Source organism: Chryseobacterium sp. TB1-D10, assembly GCF_059803555.1.
Genome location: NZ_JAPFHB010000007.1, coordinates 42,189 through 65,924 on the forward strand (window position 1 = coordinate 42,189; position 23,736 = coordinate 65,924).

The following is a 23,736-nucleotide window of genomic DNA, read 5'->3' on the forward strand; positions in this document are numbered from 1 at the left end:
TTTCCTTGCAAAAATTCGTTATTTTTACAGATTGAATACTCAATTTCAAATTGAAATTAATTAGATGAGAAAATATTTACTAATCATACTTGCTGTCCTAGGCATATTGGCCTGTAACCCTCGGAATAAAAAGAAGAAAACCAGAAGCGGTCCGATCAACAGGTTTATGACTTATCACAATACTTTATTCAACAGTAAGGAAGCTCTGGCTGCAGAAATGGAAAGCCGGGACAAAGGTCACATTGATAATTTTTACGATCCCTATATTTCGGTTTACACAACGGAAGATGTTGCTGCTGAACCAAGTGGTTTTTCCGGTACTTCCGATTCCAACAATGATAGCGGTGCACCAATGGGAATGGGTGGTATGAGAGGCGGATCCAGGTCTGCTAATTCTGCTACTTTTAATAATACCGATAATGAGAAGATCGCAATGGGAGGTGGTGCTGGAAATAATGGCAACAAAAAAGGCGCTAGTATTCTCCAAATCACCGAAGCAAAAGCTACAAAAGCCATCACAAAATACTCGGTTCTGGTAAATGGTGTTGAGAAAAATAAAAAAATATTTGATGCTTATATTCTTTTAGCGAAGGCGAGGATGTATCAGGGAAAATATCTGGAATCTCTGGATGCGCTTAGTTATTTGTTCAATACAATGGATAAAGATAAAAGAATTCCATTAGCCCACATTTATAAAGCTGCGAACTATACAAAATTAAAAGAATATTACCGCGCTGATGAGGTATTTAAAGAATTAGAAGATAATCCGAAAATTAAACTTAAAAAAGAACACCTCAGAATCCTTAAAGTCTATCAAGCAGATAACTTCCTGAAATGGGGAAAAAAGGAATTGGCTGCCGAAGTTCTGGAAGATGCCTTTAGCGTAAACAAAGACAGGAAAACCAAAAGCAGGATTGCATTTTTACGCGGTCAGATTCTTTCTGGGCTTAACAGAAAAGAAGAGGCAAGAGAATCATTTGCTGCTGCTTACAAATATGCAAACAGCTATGAATTCGAAGTGAAATCTCAGATCGAAATCGCTAAAACATTTGACGGAAAAGCCGACAGTTACGAAGAAGCAATGGCTTACCTTGCCAAAATTGCTAAAAAAGGAACTTACGCTTCCCGTAAAAATGAATTGTACTATGCAAGCGGCTTAGTTGCAACCTCTGCTGCAAAAGATTCTATAGCGGATTCTTTTTTCAGAAAGGCACTAAAAGAAAAACAGTCGGATCCGCAAATCCGTGGGCTTACCTATTCCGAAATTGCTAAAAAATATTTTGCCAAAGACGATTATCTTACGGCTGGTATTTATTATGACAGTGCTTTGGCTGTGATGAGCTATCAACCGGAAAAAGAACGACTGACGGACCTGACAGCTAACATCAAAAAATTATCAAAGAATTATTATGTCATCAAAAAAAACGACAGTATTCTCAATCTTTCAAAAATGTCGCTTGACCAGCAACGAGAATATTTTGCGAAACATATCGAGAAGATAAAAGCAAAAGAACAAGCCGCAGAAATTGAAAAAAGAAAAGCAGATCGCAGCAAAGGTTTTGATGACGGAGACTATAACGCCAATTCTATTTTCGCAAACAATTCTTCGGATGCCAACAGTTTTCAGAATTTTGGGATAACTGGCGGGTCAACATTTTACTTTGCGAATTCCAATAATATTCCGAGAGGGGAGAGTTCATTTAAACAAACCTGGGGTAACAGAAGTTTATCTGACAACTGGAGATATTCTGCAAAGACGACAACGATTGAAGAACTTAAAAATGAAGCCTTAGGTTTGGCAAACGCTCCAGACCCAAGACGACTGGAACCTGAATTTTACATTGAGAAAATCCCAACTTCTGCCGAGCAACTGGGAAGACTTAAAAAAGACAGAGACACGGCAAGCCTTGGAATGGGAAGAATGTACGAATCATTTTTCGGTAATACAAAGTTAGCAACCAAAACACTTTTTGATTTGGTGGAAGCCAAGCCTGATGAAGAAACAGATTTGCAGGCTTTATATAATATTTTCGTTTTTAATTACGAGAAGAATCCAGGTGAAGCGGAAAAAGCGAAACAGCAGATTCTGGAAAAATATCCATACACTTCCTACGCAGAATTTGTAAAAAATCCAAAGAGTAAAGATTTTAATAAGTCAACAGAAGACGTGGAAAAACTATATGCAGATGCGTACAAACTTTATGAAACAGAAAAGTTCAAAGAATCCTCGGAGATGATAGACAAAGCTATTGCAGATTATCCGAAAGACGCCTTGGTTCCTAAGTTTTATTTGCTGAATGCTTATAATGCAGGGAAAAACGCTGGTAAAGAAATCATGATTTTGCAATTGGAACAGATTGTCCTCAATTATGCCAAAACGCCTGAAGGTATTAAAGCAAAAGAACTTCTGAAATATCTGAAAAGCGATGTTAAGCTGGAACTGACAGATGATACTGGAAATGTGGTTTCTCAAAAGCCTCAACAGCAAAACCCGAACATTGATGCAGAAAAAGAAAAACAGCTAAGACAGCAGGATGTGGATAAAAACGAAACCGGAAGCATTGCTGCTCCAGTAAGCAGTGGACCAGGAATTCCTGGAAATGACACGATGTCTGGACAGAAAAACGAACTCCAAAATAAGCCCGAGCAAAAGAAATAAAAAAAGAGAGCAATATTAAATTGCTCTCTTTTTTGTTATGTTTGTTTCAATTATACTTTATCCAGCTGCACCGTAAAGTGTCGCAGAATTGCTGGTTCTTTGGTGATTTTATAACCTTTTGTAATAGCGTTTCTCCTTTCAAACACATTGATGATGGCAGCTGCCACATAGTCCATGTGATTATTGGTGTAAGTTCGTCTTGGGATTGCCAACCTTAATAATTCCAGTTTTGGATATCGGTTTTCTCGGGTTTCAGGATCGCGGTCTGCAAGCAAAGTTCCAATTTCCACACCTCGGATTCCCGCTTCCTTGTAAAGTTCGATGGCTAAAGTCTGTGCAGGGAATTCCTCCCTTTTGATATTTGGTAAAAAGTTGAGTGCATCTATAAAAACTGCATGTCCGCCGATAGGTTTCTGAACAGGGATTCCGGCTTCCATTAATTTATTTCCGAGATACTCAACCTGCGAAATTCTACTTTCCAGATAAGCAAATTCTGTTGCCTCATCCAATCCGGTTGCCAATGCCGACATATCTCTTCCGGCCATTCCGCCGTAAGTGATGAAACCTTCGTAAATGATTGTAAAATTCGAAGCTTGTTCAAAGATTTCTCTATTTTTCAAGGCGATGAAGCCACCGATGTTTACCAAACCGTCTTTCTTGGAACTCATTGTCATCCCGTCTCCATAGGAGAAAATTTCTTTACAAATTTCTTTAATAGTTCTGTTTTCCTGTCCTTTTTCTCTTTTTTTGATGAAGTAAGCATTCTCTGCAAACCTTGCGGAATCAAACAAAACCGGAATCCCATATTTGTCTGATAATTCTTTTACAGCTTTAATATTTTCCAGAGAAACTGGCTGCCCGCCGGAAGAATTACAAGTAATCGTAATCAGACAAAACGGAATTTGTTCTTTTGGATGAGAACTGTAAACCGCTTCTAATTTTTCTAAATCAATATTTCCTTTGAAGGGATGAAGATCGTCGATGTCAAAAGCTTCATCAATTGTACAATCGATGGCGTGCGCTTTTCGGAATTCTATGTGGCCTTTTGTGGTGTCGAAATGTGAATTTCCAGGACAAATGTCGCCTTCTTTTACCATTACAGAAAACAGTACATTTTCCGCTGCTCTTCCTTGGTGTGTTGGCAATAAATAAGGAAATCCTGTAATTCTTTCAACAGTGCTTTGCAGCGCTTCGAAAGATCTTGATCCGGCGTAACTTTCGTCACCGATCATCAGTGCGCCCCATTGCTTGTCGCTCATCGCACCTGTTCCGCTGTCTGTCAGCAAATCGATGAAAACGTGGGAACTTCTGAGATTGAATAGATTATAATCGGCTTTTTTCAGCCATTCTTCGCGTTGTTCTTGAGTAGATTGGTATATTTCTTCGACCATTTTGATTCTGAATGGTTCTGCGTAAGGTAATTTCATGATAATGAATAATTAAGAATGAATAATTAATTTGAAAGTTTAAATTAATTGGTAACATCTTGATCAGAAACAGAATCCCGCAGCCCGGCTTGAGTGAAAATCCTTTTTTGTGTGTAATTAAATTCTACTGAACTGAAAGCGTCTGCAAAAAAGATTGACTTCGTCGAACCACTTCGTTAGGTTTGAGAGCGGAAGGCGGATAAAGCTGCCCTAATAAAATGTATAATTAATTTTGTTGAAGTAATAATGAACAGAAACATTCATTATTGATCGTTAATTATTAATTCGAAACTACTCCGGTGCTTTGAAAATGTTATCGTCTGAATGGAATCCGGCAACGCCTCCGCTTACTGCAAATTTCATGGCTTCGGCAGCACTCATTCCCGTCACTTCCTTTACGTTATTGAATTTGGTAATAATGACCCAGCCAGAAACGGCGTAGGAATGCGGCAGATAAACGGCGATCATATGTTCAAGATCTACGACGGACATATCGGATTGTGTCAAAAATCCAATTCTCCATATTTCCGGATTTTCATTGGTCTTGACCCAAACCGGCACATTGAATTTTTTCTTGTCGCCAACGAAAGATCCTAGAACGTCTTTCAGAGAAGTATAGAGAAATTTGATTCCGGGAATATGTTCCAAAACATAATCTACACCGTCAACAATCAATCTTCCAATGATAAATTTATTTCCGAAGAAACCTATAAATGTGGTTCCGAAAATCACGATGAAGAATATCAAGCCAGGGAATCTTTCCGATACAGAAGGTACAAGATTATCTATGCTGAAAACCACACTCCAGATGACCCAAACCGTAATCGCAAGCGGACCGATGATAATCAATCCCTGAATAAAGGATCGTATGAAGAGCCGAAGATAATCGTTGAGATTTCTGTCCATTTTAGATTTTATCCGTGGATGGTTTCTTTGTTTCCGTAGGATTTCATAATGTTGGCTTCGTATTCCAGCCACTCTTCCCAACGTTTGTTCACTTTTTCCGGATCGCCAAGCTGTCTTGCAAACCCGATAAATGTTGTATAATGATTGGCTTCTGAAACCATCAGGTCGTGATAGAATTGCTTTAATTCTTCATCTTTAATATTCTCTGTCAGAACTTTAAAACGCTCGCAGCTTCTGGCTTCTATCATCGCTGCAAAAAGCATTTTATCGATAATCTGCTCGTCGCGGTGTCCACCTTTTACCAGGAATTTGATTAAGTCATTCACATAATCGTCTTTGCGGGTTCTTCCAAGAACGCCACCTCTCTTTTTGATGATCTCATGAACCTGGTTGAAATGATCCAATTCCTCTTGTGCAATTGCCAACAGTTCTGTGACCATTTCTGTATGTTCTGGAACCATTGTGATGAGTCCGATTGCGTTTGTCGCTGCTTTTTGCTCGCACCAGGCGTGATCTGTAAGGATTTCTTCCAAATTATCTTCGGCAATATTAGCCCAACGTGGGTCTGTAAGAAGTTTAAGACGGAACATTTTATATTTTTTGTAAAAATAAGGATTTGTAGCTTCTTAATGAATATTTTATCGATTAAAATTAATTTCAGAATTATGTCATTGTAAAAGATTACAGCAACGAATAAAAGTAATATTTGGCATAGATATTGAAAATATCTCAACAATCAAATAATAATATTATGAAAAATTCAACTATTGCAAACCGTGCTAAATTATTTTTGTTTAGCTTTTTAGCAATCTTTTCTTCCGCTTTAACTTATGCTCAAGATTCAACGGTTGTTAAAACCACTAATGTGACTACTTCTACAGAGGAATGGCAAACCAACCCAACGTACTGGATTATTGGCGGTGTTGTTCTGATCATCATTATCGCAATCATTGCATCACGCGGGCGATCTAGAAGACAAGATTAAAATATCATAAAGCGCTTTTAGAAGCGCTTTTTTTATGGATTCTTTGAAGTTAAGTTTCTCAGGAAAAGGAAAATACTAAGGCTTTGCATTTACCAATCTGTCAAATGAAATTAAGTTTCCGAAATCATTGACTTGAGATTCAATTTTTAAATCGTTGAATTCCTTTTGCATTTTATCTGCATTTTCTTGATAGACAACTCTGAGATTAGGAATTTCACATTCAAAATTTTGGAAGTATTTTCCCAATTTGGATTCAATCTGTTGAACTGAAACCAATCCACTTTCTTCGACATTTCTAAAAAACTTTTTATAATTTTTTTGAATAATGATAAAATCAACCGGCGGAAGAATAACAGGAATATGGTTTGGCCAAACACAAACTCTGTATATTTTTCCATCATTAATATTTTTCAAAAGTATGTATCCCGCAACAAAAAGATCCTCATTCAAATTATCTTGAAGTTGATTTCTATTGAACTGATAATTCCATATATAATCAGAATTTTCTTTTGAATAAAAATCGATTTGAAAAGTTTCAAAATTATCTTTCACGAGTTTTTCATTTTGAATAATCCATTGATTTCCCAAATAATTTTTTTCAAATTTTTGTGGATTATCTGGGTCTATCTCATCTTGCATATTTAAAATATACAAATCCAAATCATCTATAATTTCATCCAGAATAGGAAAAGACTCATATCCGAAAAAGTTTGGTCTGATAAAATTAATGGTAAAACAAAAGTTCAGATTTTCATAATCTTCAAAACTGTCCCAGATTTCTATTTCTTCGTTTTCTGTATTAGGTTCGTTCCAATCAATTCCAAAATAAACTCCCGTTTCTTCATTATGATAACTCCATTGATTTCCATTTTCCTCAAGAACGAAATGATTCAAGTTGTCTAGATAATCCTTTACTTGTTCTTCGGATAAACTGCTGGACTTTCTTTTATAGAAATATAAATCGTAGCTCATATTATAACATTATTAAAAATTACGAAGCTTTCGTTTTGTCTCTCAAAAATTCTAAAACCTTCCAACCCAAATCATCAACTTTTTTTAAACCAATAGAAATCAGAAATGCCAGAAAAATATTGAATGGATAAATAATCAAAACCAAAAGCCACCAACTCATTGAGTCTTTCAACGGAACAACAAGAAAATAAATTAAAGACGAACTCATTCCCTGAGCAAAATAAAAGAAGATCGCGTTTTGTCCGACATTTGTAATGAAGTTGGGTTTCGTGATTTTCAATCGGTTATAAAAAACGAAAAGTGTGACCAATGAGAATAATGTCCAAATAATGTATGGGATTTTCGGCGGGAATTTTTGTTTATTGATCTTATAAAAAATCTCATTTCCATAATTCCAAAACATCCAGGCTAAAGCAATTGCAACAACGCCATACAAAACAGGAATCATTTTGGTCGATATTTTTTTACCTTTCATACGATTGCCTATCAGAAAAACTACCATATAAAACGCAACGTAACCTCCTTGTCCATTAGGATAATAATGTGGAAAAACATTGAATAGCAAAGTTAAGACAACGCAAACGCCAATAAACCAATTGATGTGTTTCGGGAAAAATTTTAAAATTAAAACGCCTAAAACTGTCAGAATATAATAAACTTTCAAATACCAGAAACTGCCCATCACCACAGGAAAAGTATCACAGTTGGAATACTCGTGCAAGTACCAATTTCCCAAAACCTGCCATTGCGGTTCCGATGAGATGCTGGTCGGAACATATTTAGTTCCAAAGGTGGAATAAAAATCCTTTAGCCATTCAAACGAAAAAAACGTCAATCCAAAAACCTTGAAAAAGTAATCGAGGAAAAACAGAAATGTTACGAAAATCATATACGTGATCTGCAGTTTTAGTAATCTGTAAAGTGTTTTCTCTATATTATTCCCGGAAGTGATTCCGCTCAACGCATAAAATAAGGCAACATCAAAGACCAAAGAGAAAACCCGGACTTCTGTCTGAATATAAAATTGTCCGCTCCAAAAAGCCGTGTGAATAATTATAATGGAAATGGTTGCCAGTCCTTTGGCAAAATCAATATAGAGATCTCTTTTCATCGATGGAATTAATTATCTGAAAGTCAAAAATATCATTATTTTCTTAACAACGAGACGAAAATTATCGCAAAGGCGCAATAGGTAAATTTATTGACGCTGAAATTGCGACTTATAAACAAAGAATTGATTTCAAGTTTGAAGCCTTTGCGATAAAACTTTTTTACAATTATTTAACTTTCAGCACTCGATTCTTATCCTTATTTTTACAAGTTCAATCGTAGAAATGTCAGACATTATTCAGCTTTTACCGGATCACGTTGCTAATCAGATTGCTGCAGGAGAAGTGGTGCAACGGCCGGCTTCTATTGTAAAGGAACTTTTGGAGAATTCTGTGGACGCAGGTTCTACCAAAATCCAGCTCATCATTCGTGATGCCGGAAAAAATCTACTTCAGGTTGTGGACAACGGAATCGGAATGTCTGAAACGGATGCGAGATTGGCTTTTGAACGTCACGCTACATCAAAAATCCGCTCGACTGAAGATATTTTCAAGATTGCAACAAAAGGTTTTCGTGGCGAAGCTTTGGCATCCATTGCAGCAGTTGCGCAAGTAGAACTTAAAACCAAACAAAAAGACTCGCCTGTCGGGACGAATATTTACATCGAAGGCGGACTTTTCCAGTTTCAGGATCCTATTCAAACAGTTGAAGGTTCTAATTTTTCTGTTAAGAATTTATTTTACAATGTTCCTGCAAGACGGAAATTTCTTAAAAATGACAATGTAGAATTTCGTCATATCATTGATGAATTCCAGCGTGTTTCTTTGGCGCACGAAAATATAGAATTTGAAATGTTCCACAATGACGAGCCGGTTTTCAAACTGAGAAAAGGTGGTCAGATGCAGAGAATTGTGGATGTTTTCGGGAGAAAATTACAGCCACTTTTGATTCCAATCAAGGAAGATCTTGGCTGGGTTCATCTGCACGGTTATGTTGCAAAACCTGAAGGTGCGAAAAAGGCAAGAGGCGAACAGTTTTTCTTCGTCAATGGAAGATTTTTCCGAAGTGCTTATCTCAGCAAAGCCGTACAGGAAGCGTTTGAAGGACTTTTGCAACCGGGTTATATTCCGTCATTTTTTCTTTATCTTGAAATGGATCCGGAGAAAATCGATGTCAATATCCATCCTCAGAAAACCGAAGTTAAGTTTGAAGACGAAGCATTGATTTTTGCTTTGGTGAGATCCACAATCAAGCGTTCTTTGGGAATTTACAATGTGGCACCAAGTCTGGATTTTGAAAGAGATCCAAAGATGGAAGCATTTTTTGCGCCGAGCAAAAGTAATTACAGTTCGCCATCGCCATCAGCAATTAATGTTGACAGAGATTTCAATCCGTTTTCTGTGGAAAAAACGACGGATGAAGAACGAATCAATCTGGCTGAACTTTATCAGGCAACAGAAGCAGCGCCATCGAAAATTAATCTTTTCGAAGATGATGATCTGGACGAAGATCTGTTCCGATTGCCCAATGGTTATTGGCTTTTGAACAAAGACGGATTGACTTACATGCTGGATCTCGGAAGAATGCATCGTGTGATTATGTCTTCGCATCAGGAAAATCTGCCGACGAAAAAAGCAGGGCAAAGTTTATTATTTTCTTTAGAATATCATCTGAATGAGATCGAGAAAAATAAATACAAATCCATCAAAAAATACCTCCCCGATTTTGGTTTTGAAATGACATTGGCCCAAGAAAATGTCTTAAGAATTGAGACTGTTCCGGAAGCTTTGAAAGAATCTCAGGTCATCAAATTCCTGGAAAAGATTTTCGAAGTTTTGGAATACCGAACAGAAGATGAGTTTTCCAAATATTTTGAATACCAATGGATTAAGCTAAAAACAAAATCTAAATTTGATTTTATTTATAAGACAGAAGTTGAGCAACTGGTCAAAGATTTTATTGATCTTGGATTTCCGCAATATACCGTGAATGGTAAAAAATGTTGGATGGAAGTTCCGTTTGACGATTTTAAAAATAAATTTTAAGAATAATTAAAAAATTATGTTTCCTCAAATAACACCAGTTACGCGAAATATCATCATTTTGAATGTGATTTTTTTCGTTGCAACTTTTCTTCTCACCAATATCAATCTTAATCTGAAACCTTTGCTGGCAGGATATTTTCCTTTGTCTCCAAACTTCAGATCGTGGCAAATTATCACGCATATGTTTATGCACGGCGGAATTATGCATATTGTTTTTAATATGTTTACGCTTTATAGTTTCGGGCCGGTCTTGGAACAGGTTTTAGGACAGAAAAAATTTATTATTCTGTATTTCGCAGCAGGCTTGGGCGGTTTTGCTTTGTATAATGTCTGGAATTATTATGAAGTAAGTCAATTGACTAATTTCCTTGTAGCTCGGGGTTTTGATGTGCACGAGATTTATAAAACGATTGATTACAGCAATTTAGAATATTATCCCAATTTTTCTAATGACGAAGCTGTAAATACTGCAGCTCAAAAACTATTCGGGATTTTAAAAATACCAATGGTTGGCGCTTCAGGTGCAATTTTCGGAGTGATTGCGGCATTTTCTACTTTGTTCCCAGATGCTAAATTGATGTTTATGTTCATCCCTTTTCCTATCAAGGCAAAATATCTGACACCAATTATTATCGTGGTTTCTATATTTTTAGGATTTGGACAGTTTAGTGGCGACAATATTGCACATTTTGCCCATCTTGGTGGTGCATTGATTGGCTTCCTTTATATTTGGAATTGGAAAAAATACAGAGACAGAATGCAATAAATGGGAATCATCAGACTTATTTTAACGATTTTTCACTTAATTATTATTGTTCTTTTATTCGGAACAATGATGAATGCTTACATTCCGCCAAGTGTTTTCGGGATGTTGAATCTCCTGTCTTTGGGATTTCCAATCTTAATGATTATCAATATTTTATTGCTCATATTTTGGATTGCAACCTGGAAAAAACGTGTGGCAGTGTTCCTTATATTATCTTTATTTTTCATCATTCCAACAAGAAGATGGATCAATTACACGCCAACGAAGAAAGAAACGCCGAACCTCAAAATCATTTCTCTCAACGGAAAATCCGGAAAATTCGGGGACGAGAATATTTACAGTTTTCTTAATGACCAAAAAGCCGATGTTGTCCTGACTCAGGAATATAAAAGTGACGAAAATCTGAAAGGTTTTGAATATTTTGAACGCCGATTTCCTGTGGTGAAAATCCAATCCAGATTCCCGATTATTGAAAGTGGAATCGTGGAAACCGATGCAAAAAACGGAAGATGTATTTATGCCGATATCAAGGTGAATGGGAAAATCATCCGTTTAGTAAATGTTTACATGGAACCGTTTTATCTGGATAAAAGTATGATAAAACCAACTCGCGATATGAATGTGAACGAAGAAAAAGCGAAAAGCATCATCCACAAATTAGTTCCGACTTTCCGGAAACATCAAAGCCAAATTGCGCCTATCAAAGGATTTTTGGACAGTTCACCTTATCCGATTATTCTCGCCGGAGATTTTAATTCGGTTCCTAATTCTTATGAATATTACACTCTATCCGAAGGTTTGGAAGATACTTTTCTGAAAGTCGGAAAAGGAAGCGGTACCAGTTTCCACGATTTCAAATTCCCGATTAAAATTGATCACGTTTTTGCATCAAAATCGATAGTGCCAATCAGTTACAAGGTTGACAGAAGTGTGAAAATCTCTGACCATTTTCCTGTGATTGCAGAATTTTTAGTCGATTAAATTTAATAAAATGATGAAGAAAATATTAATTCTAAGTTCGGCTGTTTTAATCATAAGTTGCTCAAAAGAAACCCCGGTTCTGAATAATTCCGATAATCTGGATGCTGCACCGCAAATCACTTATGACACAACAGCAATCGATTCCTTCGGTCCTGGCGCAACTTCGGAAGCTGTGATGGCAAAAATCAATGCAGTCGCTATAAAAAGAGAAGAGGACAGCCTTGCCAAAATTGCTGCGGCTGAACAAGAAAAAATGGATAAAGAAAAAGCGAAATTGGAAGAAGAAAAAGCCAAGGAGAAAAAAGAAGATTTATCCAAACCTAAAGTTGAAAAAATCATTGATAATTCAGCTTCTACAGATCAAAGCCGAGCAAAATCCATAGTTAGTGCTACTTATAATGTTGGAATGTGTGATTTATATATTCCTTAAAAAATCATCTAAGCTGTCATCTTTCGCTAACATCAGCTTTTTCTTTAATCGATAACGTGCATTCTTCACCGTTTCGGTAGAAACATTCAGGATCACAGCTACTTGCTTCATAGACAGTCCCATTTTGAAATAAGCGCACATCCGCAGATTATTCTCGGTGAGATCACTGCAAATAGACTTCAACTTACTGAAAAATTCCGGATGCACTTCATTAAAATGATGAATAAACTTATGGCTTTCTACTTCTGTATTTAGATTCTTCCTTACGATATCAATGATATTGTCTGAGAAATCTTCATTTTCAAGATCATTAGATTTTCCGGCTTTTTGGAGAATTTCCTGAAGGACATCGTTTTTATTAGACAAGATAAGAGAATAGGAAGTCACTTCCCGTACTTTCGCGTCCAGAACCTCTTTATGCTTCTCCTCCTGAATCTGCTGAATGCTTTTCTCATAATCCAGTTGCTTACGAAGTGCTTCTTTTTCTGACTCTTTGATAATGGCCTGCTGTCTTTTTTTCTGATAAAATATTACCAAAACCGCAACGATTAAAAGGATAATAAAAATTGAGGAGATAAGTGTAATCGTCAGCTTTCTTTTTTCCAACATTGTTTTCTGCTTGGAAATCATTATTTCTTTTTCTGCTGAAGCCATAAAGGTTGAGACGTAAGCCTGATAAGAATCGATTGTTTTGGAATTACTTAAGATTTTCTCTTTCTGATAATTGTATTTTTTGAGATACGTGAAAGCCTTGTCAGAAGCGCCTTCTTTCTCATAGATTGTATATTTGACATTGTAAGCCAGAGAAAGCTGTTCTGCATTACCTATTTCGTGGGACAGTTTTTCAGCTTTTTCTATGTAAGATTCGGCATCTTTAAAATCGCCAGTGCCTAATGCGTAAACACTTTCATTGATCAGCAGAGAAGTCATAAAGGATTTGTTTTCTATCTGATTGCCAATCTTCATGGCTTTTTGATAATATTGATGCGCCAGATCTGGTTTATTGTGTAACATATAGCAGCCTCCGATGTTGAGATACAGCACAGCAGAGACGCCTAAATCATTAAGCTTATCGACAGCCGGGATCAGTTTTATCATTCCAGGAATGGCTTTATCAAGTCCAATTTTTGTGAAAGCCTGTGCGCAATACATATTGACTTGAGCCTTCAAATATTCTGCCTTTGGAATCTTTGGCGAAAGCGACTGTTTATAAAATCTTTCGGAAATATCGAAATTCCTGGTCCTGAAACAAATCACGCCTAAAAGCAGCTCGACACGGGATTTAAACAAAGTTTTCTTAAGCTCTTTATATCGAACCAAAGCTTTCAAAGAATTGGTAAAGCTGTCTGTGTAATTTCCAACGATGACATCATTATAAGCCAGCGAATGAAGCAGCAAAGCATTCTCAAACGGATATTTCTTTTCATTAAAAAATTTCAGTTTGGAACCGATAAGCGTATTTATCTTCGGATCTGAAACGCCTTGAGCATAATTTGAAAACGATTTCCAGTAAAGATATTTGGGAACTAGTTCTGGATGTTTGGATGAAATCTTTTCTAATTGCACGATCAAATTCTTTGTTTCAGCATCCCGAATAAATGCTTTTTTGTTGACCTCATTGGAAATGGAATCAAATCTCTGAATGTCATTTGCTGCAATGCAATGATTATTTAAGAGTAAAACTAAAAATATGGTTAAGAAAAAACGCAACTGCATCCTAAATTGAATTTTAATAATAATTCTCAAACGAAATGTATGAAAATTTGAACAATTACAAACATTATTAATAACTCGCTGAAAATGAGAATTAAGAAAATAAATGCACACCATTAGAAATTAAAAAAATAACGCATGCACACCCTTTGCATACCGCAATAATTTGTTGAAAATTGTATTCCCTTCTACATTTGTTCAATACTTTTTTAATTAAATATTATGTACAAAATTAAATCTATTTTTTGCACCATTGTACTTTTGTTGATGTTCGCACCTACGAAAGCTCAATTTTCCGGATCAGGAAGCGGGACAGTAGCTGATCCTTTTAAAATCGCCAATGCAACCCAACTTGACGAAGTGAGAAATTATCTCGGGTTGGCAAAAAGTACTAAGCATTTTTCAATCATTAATGACATTGATTTGACAGAACTAATTGCCACAAAATATCCAACTGAAGGATGGTTGCCTATTGGAAACAAAGAGGAAGAAGATACAAATGCTTTTTATGGCTCAATTAATGGTAATGGTTTCAAAATTATAAATCTTTGGATTTCCAGACCGGAAAGTAACTACATCGGGCTTTTTGGAAATATGCAGGAAGCCGTAATCAATAACTTGAACATACAGCTTGCAGCCGATGGCATTACAGGTGGAGATTATGTCGGAGGTGTTTCCGGCTCAGTTTCCGGCGGAACTGTTACCAATGTAAAAGTAACCGGAACGATTACCGCGGCAAATTACGTTGGCGGACTTTTAGGAAATTCAACATCGAGTACATTAATCCAGAATGATTCTGCTGTTGCAATCATCAATGCAACTGGAAGTTATGTTGGCGGATTGATTGGAGAGAGTGCTTCTCCTGTTGCCAACTGCCAATCTTCCGGAGAAGTGAATGTAGATGGAGACAACGTGGGAGGCCTGATCGGTAAAACGTCAGCTATAGTTACTGGCTGCAGCTCATCCAGCAATGTTAAAAATACAGGAAGCATTTTTGTTGGGAATTTTATGGGTGGGTTAATTGGTGTTAACCAGTCACCAGTCAGCAATTCCAATGCATCAGGAAACGTAACCGGAACCAGCACCATTGGTGGATTGGTAGGAGATTCCTACGCGCCTGTCAGTGATTCTTATGCCACAGGAAATATTTCCGGAAGAACCTGGATTGGCGGTTTGGTTGGTACTTCTGATGCTGTTGAAAATTCCTATGCCACAGGAACTGTATTTGCTGATCAAAAAATTGGAGGTGGATTGGTAGGACAATCTTATGGTACCATCACTTCCAGCCACGCGACAGGAAATGTTAGCGGTAGTCAGTCTATTGGAGGTCTTGTTGGAATTTTGGGAGCCACAGTTTCTTACAGCTATGCTACAGGAAATGTGACACAAATAGTTGCTGATAATATCCCTGAGGGAGGATTTGTAGACATTGGCGGACTTGCTGGTTCCAGCTTTAGTAATTCTTTTATTGAAAATTGCTTTGCTTCCGGCAATGTAAAAGTAACTGACAACAATGCAATGTATGTTGGTGGTTTAATTGGATTAAGCAACGGTATTTCAAATAGTTATGCGTATGGTTCAGTCATTGGCGGTTATTCGCTGGTAGGTGGACTTGCAGGAACAACTTGGGGTCCAATTTCCAATTCTGCAGCACTCAATCCATCAATCCAATCTTCACCTACAGGGAATCTCAATAAAATTCACAGAATAGCTGGCGATGTAGAATTTGATTCAGAATTGACTAATAATTATGCTTTAGATTCTATGATTGTCAACAATCAAACGATTACTACCGGAACAGAAAATGACTGGTCGGGAATGAACAAATCTTTATCAGGAAGCCAGATGAAAACCACTTACGAGAATGGATTGTCTTGGGATTTTACAAACGTTTGGGAAATCAGAGAAGGACACGGTTACCCTTACTTTAAAAATAGTGAATATCTTTCAAGCATCATTCAGGCAAATACCAACAATAAAGAATGGGGAACTATCACGCCAACTGGTATTGTAGCACTAAAAGACGGATCTTCCCAATCATTTCAAATTATGCCTGCATCTGATTACGAACTGGAATCTCTGATGGTAGATAACGTGAGTGTGGAAAAATCTTCAACTTACACTTTCCAGAATATCACAGAAAACCACACCATTACAGTAATTTTCAAAAAAATAGAACTTGGAACAAACGAAACTGGTTTGAAAGGAATCAATGTTTATCCGAACCCGACTTCTGATTATATCTATATTTCAGGTAACAAAAAAATCAATACTTTGGAACTTTATAATGTCAATGGACAAAAGGTCTTGCAAAGCAAAGGAAACACCATAGACATCTCATCACTCACAAAAGGTGTTTACATCCTGAAAACCTTTACAGAAAATAATGAGGTCTTTACAAATAAGATCATCAAAAAGTAAAATTGAAAGACGAAAGGCCAGCTTTTTTAGCTGGCCTTTTTATTAAACAAAAAACCCATCAGACATTCTCTGATAGGTTTCTCAATATAATTCTATGAAAAATTATTTATTGTAAAGTTCTTCCACTTTATCCCAATTGATCACATCAAAAAACGCAGTCACATAGTCTGGTCTTCTGTTTTGATAATTAAGATAATAAGCGTGCTCCCAAACATCCAAGCCAAGAATTGGCGTTCCTTGTTTGTCAGCAACCGGCATTAGTGGATTGTCCTGATTTGGCGTAGAAGTTACCGCTACAGAACCATCAGAATTTTTCACCAACCAAGCCCAACCAGAACCGAATCTGGTTTTAGCCGCGTTGGAAAAATCTTCTTTGAATTTATCAAAACCACCGATTTTCTCGATTTCAGCTTTCACATTTCCAACTGGCTCTTTGCTTCCGCCCGGAGTCAAAAGTTCCCAGAAAAGTGAGTGGTTGTAGTGTCCACCGCCGTTATTTCTTACCGCTGGTTTGTCAGTACCTGTTTTTTGGATTTCTTCAAGAGATTTCCCTTCAAGTTCTGTCCCTGCGATTGCATTATTAAGATTGTCCACATACGCCTGGTGGTGCTTTGAGTGGTGGATTTCCATTGTTTTTGCATCGATGGTTGGCTCCAACGCATCGTACGCATAACTAAGTTTTGGTAATTCGAATGACATAGTTTGGTATTTATTTGTTAATAAATGAATTGTTCAAAAATAGTCAATTATTATTCCAAGAAGCAAGAATTAGACTTATTTTATAAATATTTAACATCGAAAAATATAATAAAATTTGCCGTAACTTTGACGCATTCTAAATAATTAATTATTATTTGGGCAGCTATTTCCGCCTTCCGCTCCCAATCTTTTTTGCAGATGGTTTCCAGTTCAATAGAACATGAGTACACGCAAAAAAGGATTTCCGCTCAAGTCGGGCTGCAAAGATTCAACGTTTAATCATATTTTAAGAGTTTTCCAATTGGTCTAAATTCTAAAATCTAACATCTAATTTAAAATGTTCAACATCAATCATATAAGAGCCCAATTCCCGATCCTGAACCAAGAAGTCAACGGCAAACCATTAGTTTATCTGGACAACGCCGCAACTTCCCAAAAACCAATTTCAGTCCTCAAAACTTGGGAAAAATATTATGAAACCATAAACGCCAACGTTCACCGTGGCATCCATACTTTGAGTCAGTTAGCAACGGAAGAAATGGAACTTTCCAGACAGAAAATCCAGCGTTTCATCAATGCAAAGCACGACTACGAAGTCATTTTCACAAAAGGAACAACCGAAGGAATCAATCTCGTGGCTTACGCTTTAACCAACCAAATCAAACCAAACGATGAAATTATCATTTCTTATTTGGAACACCATTCCAACATTGTTCCGTGGCAGATGCTTTGCGAAAGAACCGGCGCAAAACTCCGCGTCATCCCAATGGACGAAAACGGAATTCTTCAAATCGGTGTTTTGGACGAATGGCTGAATGAAAAAACGAAAATAGTATCTGTAAATCAGGTTTCTAATGCTTTGGGAATCATCAATTCCATCGAAGAAATTATTGAAAAAACAAGAAGACTTTCCAACGCTTACATTTTGATTGACGGTGCACAATCTGCACCACATTTCAAAATCGATGTTCAGAAACTGGATTGTGATTTCTTCGTTTTCTCAGGACACAAAATGTACGCGCCAATGGGAACAGGAATTCTTTACGGGAAAGAATCTGTTCTGGAAAATCTTCATCCTTTCCACGGCGGCGGCGAAATGATTGCGGTTTGTAGTTTTGAAAAAACAACTTATGCAGGATTACCTTTCAAATTCGAAGCTGGAACACCGAATGTGGGCGGAAATATTGCTCTCGGTGAAGCTGTAGATTTTATTGAAAATATTGGTCATGAAAATCTTCAAAACCACGAAAACGAACTTCTGAATTATGCTCAGAAAAAACTTCTGGAACTGGACGGCATCAAAATCTATGGTGAAAAAGCCAATAGAACGGGCGTCGTTTCTTTCAATCTGGAAGGCGCAGGAATCGCTTCTGACACAGGAATGATTCTCGACAAATTAGGAATCGCCGTAAGAACCGGACATCATTGTACGCAACCGATCATGGATTTCTTCAACATCGCTGGAACAGTACGTGCAAGTTTTGCAGTTTATAATACTTTGGAAGAAATTGATGTTTTGGTTGAGGGTGTGAGGAAAGCGCAGAGAATGTTGGTTTAAACTTTAAATAATTGACATGTAAAGCATTTTTATTTTCCGCCATTTTTTGTTTTTATACTCATAAATAGCAGTTTCTTCACAACATTCAGTTATGTAAGAAAAAATGACTCTTTTTCTATCCATTGTAAAAAGAGGTTTATCTATGTAAAAATAAGGAGATAACATTCTCATTTGTTTAAAACGTTCCAAATTACTTAGACTAATATGTTCTCTTGCCAAATTAGGATTTATTTTAAGCAATGAATCGATTATTTCTGATTCTTCTCCATAGAATTTCAAATTTTCTTTTTTAAGAGAATCAGAATTAAAAATATTTTGTTTAAAATATTTCTTATCAACAAAATAATCCTTTCTATTATTTATTTGCTTGGCAATAAAATTGAAGTCTTCTTTTGAAATCGAGGAATTACTTTTTACTTTATTTAAAATCAAAGAATCTTTTCTCAACTTATTACCAATAGATTTATAACGAATAAGTAATTTCGATAGGTTTTCTTCTGGACCAGCTTCCTGATTTGATAAAAAACTTTGAATGAAGATGTTAATATCTTCATTATTAAAAACATCTAATTTCTCTAAATCGAAATTTTCTACTGTTTGTTTTTCGGTGCTTTTACCACAAGAAAAAAAAATAAAATAAAATAATTGCAAAATACTTCATTAGCACTAGTTTTAATTAAAGAACGAACTATGACAAATTGTATTGCTTTTCCTAATGGCACATCTCTTGCGAAATTATAGATTCGTTTAAAACAGTATTGTTTCTCTATTAAAATTGAGGAATGATTTTTATATCAATTAAGATTAATGACATTATGTCATTCAATATACTATGACAGAATTTGATAATATCAACTTTGAAGAGATTCTTGACGAAGGTTTCGGGATTGTAGCAGAAGAAATCAATCTGGATGAACTTGGCAATCACGAAGCAGACAAAACCCAAACGGTTTTCCCAATTCTTCCGGTAAGAAATATGGTAATGTTCCCGAAAGTGATCACGCCAATTACTGCAGGAAGAGAGAAATCAAAAAAACTTTTGGAGGAAGCTCAAAGAGATAATAAATTGGTAGGCATCATCAGCCAGAAAAATCCTAACGAAGAAAATCCGACAGAAAAGGATCTTTATCTTGTCGGAACTTTGGCAAAAATCCTTAAGATCATTACACTTCCGGAAGGTAACATTACTGCAATTATGCGTGGTGTTCAGAGGTTTAAAGTAAAGAAATTTGTTTCTCAGGAACCTTATTTTCTTGCTGAAATTACAAAGCAAAAAGACACCCAACCAAAGGATAAAGAGGAATTTTCCGCACTTATGGACAACATCAAGGATCTTGCGGAAAAAATCATCAACATTGATCCTAACATTCCGAATGCGGCACAATTTGCCATCAAAAATATTGAAGGAGAAGAAGATCTTCTGAATTTTGTTTCTGCCAATGGGAATTTTTCATCTGAGAAAAAGCAGAATTTATTATACGAGAAAACCCTGCTTGGCCGTGCAAAGAATCTTTACGAAATGATGCACGACGATTTCCGACATCTGGAACTCAAAAACCAAATTCATCAGAAAACGAGCAAAGATCTTGATAAACAACAGAGAGAATATTTCCTGAACCAACAAATCCGAACCATCCAGGATGAATTGGGCGGCGGTGCAGAATCTGATGCAGATGAATTCAGAAAAAAAGCATCAAAATTAAAATGGAGTGACGAGGTAGAAAAACACTTTGAGAAAGAATTGCAAAGACTTTCCAGACAACATTCCAGTTCTCCGGATTACAACGTTCAGCGTAATTATCTGGACTTTTTTACCGATCTTCCCTGGGAACATTATTCTAAAGATGCATTTGATTTGAATAAAGCAGAAAAGCTTTTGGATAAGGAACATTTCGGCTTAGAAGACATTAAGAAAAGAATTCTGGAACATATTGCAGTTCTTAAACTTAAGAATGATATGAAATCGCCAATTCTATGTTTGGTTGGTCCTCCAGGTGTTGGGAAAACTTCGCTTGGAAAATCTGTTGCAGACGCTTTGGGCAGAAAATATGTAAGAGTTTCTCTTGGTGGCTTGCACGACGAAAGTGAGATCCGCGGACACAGAAAAACCTACATCGGTGCGATGGCAGGAAGAATTCTTCAATCCATCAAAAAATCCGGAACGTCAAATCCGGTAATTGTTTTGGATGAGATTGATAAACTAGGACAAGGCGCTCACGGTGATCCAAGTTCAGCCTTGTTGGAAGTTCTTGATCCTGAACAGAATAACAATTTCTACGATAACTTTCTGGAATTAGGTTATGACCTTTCTAAAGTAATGTTTATCGCAACGGCAAATTCACTGTCAACTGTTCAACGTCCACTGTTGGACAGAATGGAGATCATCAGCATTGCTGGTTATACTTTGGAAGAAAAGATTGAAATTGCAAAACGCCATTTGATCAAAAAACAACTTCGTGAAAATGGTTTGGATGCCAAATATCTGAAACTCGGAAATGCGGAATTAAAACATATCATAGATGCTCATACATCAGAAAGTGGCGTAAGATCTTTGGAGAAAAAAATTGCTGGTGTTGCCCGTTGGGTCGCTTTACAGATCGCAATGGAAAAAAACTTTGATGCGAAAATTTCTATTGATAAAGTGGATGAAATCCTAGGTGTTCCAAGACCAAAAACTCTGGCAGAAATTACAGATGTTCCCGGCGTTGTAACTGGTTTGGCGTGGACAAGTGTCGGCGGCGACATTCTTTTCATAGAAAGTATTCTTTCCAAAGGAAAAGGCGTTTTGACAATGACTGGAAATCTCGGAAATGTAATGAAAGAATCTGCAACCATTGCGCTGGAATTCATCAAAGCACATTACGAAGAATTAGGAATCTCAGAAGACGATATCGAAAAGAAGAACATCCACGTTCACGTTCCTGAAGGCGCAACACCAAAGGACGGCCCGTCTGCAGGAATCGCAATGCTGACCTCTATGGTTTCCAGCTATAAAAATATCAAAGTAAAACCGCATTTGGCAATGACTAGCGAGATTACCCTTCGAGGAAAAGTGCTTCCGGTTGGCGGAATTAAAGAAAAATTACTTGCCGCAACCAGAGCAGGAATCAAAGAAGTAATCCTTTGTGAAGCGAACAGAAAAGATGTTGAGGAAATCAAAAAAGATTATCTAAAACATTTGAAAGTCAATTATGTGAATAATATGAGTGAAGTGGTTGAAATCGCTTTGAAGTAAAACATATTTAATATCAACTTAAAAATATCAATCCGTCCGGGGAATTTTCTCGGACGGATTTTTATTTTTACATTCAATTCATATTTTTATTAAATTCGTTTGTTAATAAATTTATATGAAAAAAATTTACTCAGGGTTTTTATTTTGCTTATTCTCGTTAAGCCTTGTTAATGCTCAGGAAGTTCTTCCAAAAGGTCTTACATCAGAAGAAAAGCTTCTACTTCCCAATTATAAATTTTCTGAAAGCAAAAGAACTCCGGCGCCTTCGTCTCCTGTAAGAACTGCCGCTCAGTGGGAAGAAGTAGAATATCTGGTCATAAGATGGACTTCTCAATATCAGAACATTCAAAGGCAAATCGTGGAAGCTGCTGTGAAAGAATGTAAAGTTCTCATTGCGACACAAAGTGAAACATCGGTTAAAAATTATTTAACGGCAAATGGTGTAGATCTTACCAATGTGAGATTCCTGAATGCTGCTACGAACAGTATCTGGATAAGGGATTATGCCGCCAATACAGTTTATACGAATGATGTCGGCAGCCGTGCTTTGGTAGATTGGATTTACAACCGTCCGCGACCTTTGGATAACACTTTGCCGACAAGCCACGCTGCTTATGTTGGCGTTCCGCTTTACATAACAGATACTTCGCCGAATGATCTGGTAAACACAGGTGGAAATTTTATGTCAGACGGAATGGGAAATGCATTTGCCTCAAAATTAATTCTAGACGAAAATAAAACTGGAAATTCATACGGCGTCAGTGCAAAAACGGAAGCACAGGTTGATAAAATTTTTAAAGATTATATGGGAATCAATTCTTACCGGAAGATGAATGTTTTGCCCTACGACGAGATCCATCACATCGATATGCATATGAAACTGCTGGATGAAGAAACGATTTTGGTAAGTCAATACCCTGAAGGTGTGGCAGATGGACCTTACATAAAACAAAATATAGATTATATCAAAAGTACCTTCAAAACGCCTTTCGGTAATGATTATGATATTAAATGGATTCCGGCTCCGGCAAGTACGACCGGTGCTTATCCCAATACTGGTGGTGCTTACAGAACTTTTACCAATGCAGTGATCGTCAACAAAACGATTTTAGTTCCTACTTATCGCGCAGAAGTAGATGCTGCGGCTCTTGCCCTTTATAAACAATTGATGCCCGGTTACAAAATCGTTGGAATCGATGTCGATAATTCCGGCGAAGATTTGATAAGTCTAAGTGGCGCAATTCATTGCATCACACATACGATTGGCGTTGCAGATCCACTTTGGATTACGCATGCAAAAGTGAAAAACGCTTCCAGTTTTACAGTTCCTATTGAAGCACAGATCAAACATATTTCCAGAATTTCGACGGCGAAGGTCTATTGGCGGGAATCCGGCGATATTGGCTTTCAGGAAACGAGTATGACAAATTCTGTTGATAACAAATGGGTTGCAAATCTATCATTGCCTTCAACGTCAAAGAAAATCGATTATTATATTTGGGCTCAGGCAAATTCTGGTAAAACGATCACAAGACCGCTAGTGGCACCAGATGGTTATTGGAGGTTTGATGTTTCTGCGCTTTATACAGATGAACTGGCATCAAAAAACATTGAAGGCCCTTTCCCAAATCCAGCTGGAGATAAAGTTCAGTTCAATCTTAAGAATATTTCCGGAGATATTACCGTTTCTATCCATAATCTTTTGGGGCAGAAATTATTCGATCAAAAAATGACGAACTCCAACGGAACTATCAGTCTTGATTTAAATCCTAAATGGAGTGGTGTTTTATTAATTACACTCGAAGGCAAATTTGGAAAAGTAACCAAGAAACTTATCAAAAAATCAGATTTGAATTAATAATAGACTGAAAATTAATTAATCAAAAAGA

The 23,736-nt window shown here is 36.8% G+C and carries 18 protein-coding genes; 10 read left to right on the forward strand and 8 right to left on the reverse strand.

What is annotated here, in order from left to right; all coding sequences use genetic code 11:
* Nucleotides 1–64: 64 nt before the first annotated feature.
* Nucleotides 65–2,659, forward strand: a complete 2,595-nt coding sequence (gene porW, locus OPU68_RS10615) for a type IX secretion system periplasmic lipoprotein PorW/SprE (RefSeq protein ID WP_498473958.1) — start codon at nt 65–67, stop codon at nt 2,657–2,659.
* Nucleotides 2,660–2,709: 50 nt separating this feature from the next.
* Here porW and tnaA read toward each other — a convergent pair whose 3' ends face one another.
* The 3 genes from tnaA to OPU68_RS10630 form a co-directional block, all read right to left on the reverse strand.
* Nucleotides 2,710–4,086, reverse strand: a complete 1,377-nt coding sequence (gene tnaA / locus OPU68_RS10620; protein WP_498473959.1) for a tryptophanase TnaA — start codon at nt 4,084–4,086, stop codon at nt 2,710–2,712.
* Between the two features lie 291 nt (nt 4,087–4,377).
* Complete coding sequence (locus OPU68_RS10625) at nt 4,378–4,992, reverse strand: DUF502 domain-containing protein (RefSeq protein WP_498473960.1); 615 nt, start codon at nt 4,990–4,992, stop codon at nt 4,378–4,380.
* 8 nt (nt 4,993–5,000) lie between these two features.
* On the reverse strand, nt 5,001–5,582 hold the full coding sequence (locus OPU68_RS10630) for a MiaE family protein (RefSeq protein WP_034973487.1): 582 nt from the start codon (nt 5,580–5,582) through the stop codon (nt 5,001–5,003).
* Nucleotides 5,583–5,743: 161 nt separating this feature from the next.
* Here OPU68_RS10630 and OPU68_RS10635 point away from each other — a divergent pair, with 161 nt between their 5' ends.
* The gene (locus OPU68_RS10635; RefSeq protein WP_498473961.1) at nt 5,744–5,977 is read left to right on the forward strand and encodes a hypothetical protein; all 234 of its coding nucleotides are present in this window, start codon (nt 5,744–5,746) and stop codon (nt 5,975–5,977) included.
* A gap of 75 nt (nt 5,978–6,052) precedes the next feature.
* Here the strand turns inward: OPU68_RS10635 and OPU68_RS10640 are convergent, their stop codons facing one another.
* Both OPU68_RS10640 and OPU68_RS10645 read right to left on the reverse strand, forming a co-directional pair.
* Nucleotides 6,053–6,949 carry a hypothetical protein gene (locus OPU68_RS10640; protein ID WP_498473962.1) on the reverse strand — a complete coding sequence of 299 codons (897 nt, stop codon included), beginning with the start codon at nt 6,947–6,949 and terminating at the stop codon, nt 6,053–6,055.
* A gap of 19 nt (nt 6,950–6,968) precedes the next feature.
* Nucleotides 6,969–8,060 (reverse strand): acyltransferase family protein, encoded by a 1,092-nt coding sequence (locus OPU68_RS10645; RefSeq protein WP_498473963.1) that lies wholly within the window; start codon nt 8,058–8,060, stop codon nt 6,969–6,971.
* A gap of 223 nt (nt 8,061–8,283) precedes the next feature.
* Here OPU68_RS10645 and mutL point away from each other — a divergent pair, with 223 nt between their 5' ends.
* From mutL to OPU68_RS10665, 4 genes are read left to right on the forward strand one after another with little or no spacing between them, the layout of a single operon-like run.
* Entirely contained in the window at nt 8,284–10,044 is a 1,761-nt protein-coding gene (mutL, locus tag OPU68_RS10650) for a DNA mismatch repair endonuclease MutL (protein WP_498473964.1), read from the forward strand.
* A gap of 16 nt (nt 10,045–10,060) precedes the next feature.
* Complete coding sequence (locus OPU68_RS10655) at nt 10,061–10,810, forward strand: rhomboid family intramembrane serine protease (protein ID WP_498473965.1); 750 nt, start codon at nt 10,061–10,063, stop codon at nt 10,808–10,810.
* Nucleotides 10,811–11,791 carry an endonuclease/exonuclease/phosphatase family protein gene (locus tag OPU68_RS10660; protein WP_498473966.1) on the forward strand — a complete coding sequence of 327 codons (981 nt, stop codon included), beginning with the start codon at nt 10,811–10,813 and terminating at the stop codon, nt 11,789–11,791.
* 10 nt (nt 11,792–11,801) lie between these two features.
* Nucleotides 11,802–12,221 (forward strand): hypothetical protein, encoded by a 420-nt coding sequence (locus OPU68_RS10665; protein WP_498473967.1) that lies wholly within the window; start codon nt 11,802–11,804, stop codon nt 12,219–12,221.
* Here the strand turns inward: OPU68_RS10665 and OPU68_RS10670 are convergent.
* A complete protein-coding gene (locus OPU68_RS10670; RefSeq protein ID WP_498473968.1) occupies nt 12,207–13,937 on the reverse strand; it encodes a hypothetical protein in 1,731 nt (576 codons plus the stop codon). The genes OPU68_RS10665 and OPU68_RS10670 overlap by 15 nt on opposite strands.
* A 219-nt stretch (nt 13,938–14,156) precedes the next feature.
* Between OPU68_RS10670 and OPU68_RS10675 the strand changes: the two genes are divergently transcribed.
* Nucleotides 14,157–16,355, forward strand: coding sequence for a GLUG motif-containing protein (locus tag OPU68_RS10675; RefSeq protein WP_498473969.1), 2,199 nt, complete (start codon nt 14,157–14,159; stop codon nt 16,353–16,355).
* A 102-nt stretch (nt 16,356–16,457) separates the two neighbouring features.
* Here the strand turns inward: OPU68_RS10675 and OPU68_RS10680 are convergent, their stop codons facing one another.
* Nucleotides 16,458–17,054, reverse strand: coding sequence for a superoxide dismutase (locus OPU68_RS10680; RefSeq protein WP_133944700.1), 597 nt, complete (start codon nt 17,052–17,054; stop codon nt 16,458–16,460).
* Between the two features lie 337 nt (nt 17,055–17,391).
* Here OPU68_RS10680 and OPU68_RS10685 point away from each other — a divergent pair, with 337 nt between their 5' ends.
* On the forward strand, nt 17,392–18,612 hold the full coding sequence (locus OPU68_RS10685) for an aminotransferase class V-fold PLP-dependent enzyme (protein ID WP_498473970.1): 1,221 nt from the start codon (nt 17,392–17,394) through the stop codon (nt 18,610–18,612).
* 3 nt (nt 18,613–18,615) lie between these two features.
* On the opposite strand, the gene OPU68_RS10690 is transcribed toward OPU68_RS10685, so the two are convergent.
* Nucleotides 18,616–19,263 carry a hypothetical protein gene (locus OPU68_RS10690; RefSeq protein WP_498473971.1) on the reverse strand — a complete coding sequence of 216 codons (648 nt, stop codon included), beginning with the start codon at nt 19,261–19,263 and terminating at the stop codon, nt 18,616–18,618.
* 181 nt (nt 19,264–19,444) lie between these two features.
* Here OPU68_RS10690 and lon point away from each other — a divergent pair, with 181 nt between their 5' ends.
* Together lon and OPU68_RS10700 are read left to right on the forward strand one after the other, a co-directional pair.
* Nucleotides 19,445–21,847: an endopeptidase La gene (gene lon / locus OPU68_RS10695; protein ID WP_498473972.1), complete on the forward strand. Its 2,403-nt coding sequence runs from the start codon at nt 19,445–19,447 to the stop codon at nt 21,845–21,847.
* Nucleotides 21,848–21,962: 115 nt separating this feature from the next.
* Complete coding sequence (locus OPU68_RS10700; RefSeq protein ID WP_498473973.1) at nt 21,963–23,705, forward strand: agmatine deiminase family protein; 1,743 nt, start codon at nt 21,963–21,965, stop codon at nt 23,703–23,705.
* Nucleotides 23,706–23,736: the final 31 nt, after the last annotated feature.